The 921-nt window shown below is 61.7% G+C and carries 2 protein-coding genes; both read right to left on the reverse strand.

What is annotated here, in order from left to right:
* Window positions 1–13: 13 nt before the first annotated feature.
* Window positions 14–529: an IS5 family transposase gene (locus tag F3J15_RS37455; protein ID WP_345891607.1), complete on the reverse strand. Its 516-nt coding sequence runs from the start codon at window positions 527–529 to the stop codon at window positions 14–16.
* Entirely contained in the window at window positions 421–831 is a 411-nt protein-coding gene (locus F3J15_RS38320; RefSeq protein WP_256978861.1) for a transposase, read from the reverse strand. The genes F3J15_RS37455 and F3J15_RS38320 overlap by 109 nt, the downstream gene beginning before the upstream one ends.
* Window positions 832–921 lie beyond the last annotated feature (90 nt).

Raw genomic sequence — 921 nt, forward strand, 5'->3', positions numbered from 1 at the left:
CTTAGAGGCCAGTTCAAAAACCTTGCTCAGCTCGCCTGAAGACGTTCCAGCAGACGCGCGAGCAGCCAAGTTTCAAGAATGCTTCGTGAATGTCGGCACGTCGCTCGAAGCGCGTGCGTAGACGACGGAAATTATGGAGCCAGGAGTGCGTACGCTCGACCACCCAACGATACTTGCCGAGCCCGCTGCCGTGTTCGGTCCGGCGCTTCGCGATCACGGGCCTGATGCCGCGCTCACGCAGCGCACGTCGGTGTCGTGTGGAATCGTAGCCGCGATCGGCGTAGACGACGCCGGGCTTCTGAAGTGGTCGGCCACGGACACCGCGAATCGGCGGAATTGCATCAACGAGCGGCAGCAACTGCGTGACGTCGTTGGCGTTCGCGCCGGTCAGGATCGCGACGACGGGAACGCCGTTGGCGTCTACGAGGATGTGGTGCTTGGAACCGGGTCGCGCACGATCCGTGGGGTTCGGGCCAGTTTTTCGCCCGCCCCAACGGCGCGCACGGACGACGAATCGACCGCAGCGTATGACAGATCGATCTGGCCGGCCGCACGCAACTTGTCGAGCAGCAACTCGTGCAGTTGGTCCCATACACCAGCCTTTTGCCAGTCGTTCAATCGCCGCCAGCAAGTTGCGCCCGAGCCGAAGCCCAGCCGAGTCGGCAAGTGGTTCCAGCGGATTCCCGTTTTGAACACGAACAGGATGCCGTTGAGCGCCGCACGATCGCAAACGCGCGGACGACCAGGATCGCTCTTCGCACGAGGCTTCGCGGGCGGCAGCAATGGTTCGATCAGTATCCACAGTTCGTCGTCAATGATCGGCGCTTCCATCCTTGGGCTTCCGTTGTTCTGGTGCCCAAGGTTAACAGCTCGCCGAGGAAGTAAACAGCCCCCTCACGGGGTTTTTGAACTGACCTCTTA

Source organism: Burkholderia sp. Ap-955 (assembly GCF_011753045.1).
Classification (GTDB): Bacteria; Pseudomonadota; Gammaproteobacteria; order Burkholderiales; family Burkholderiaceae; genus Burkholderia; species Burkholderia lata_D.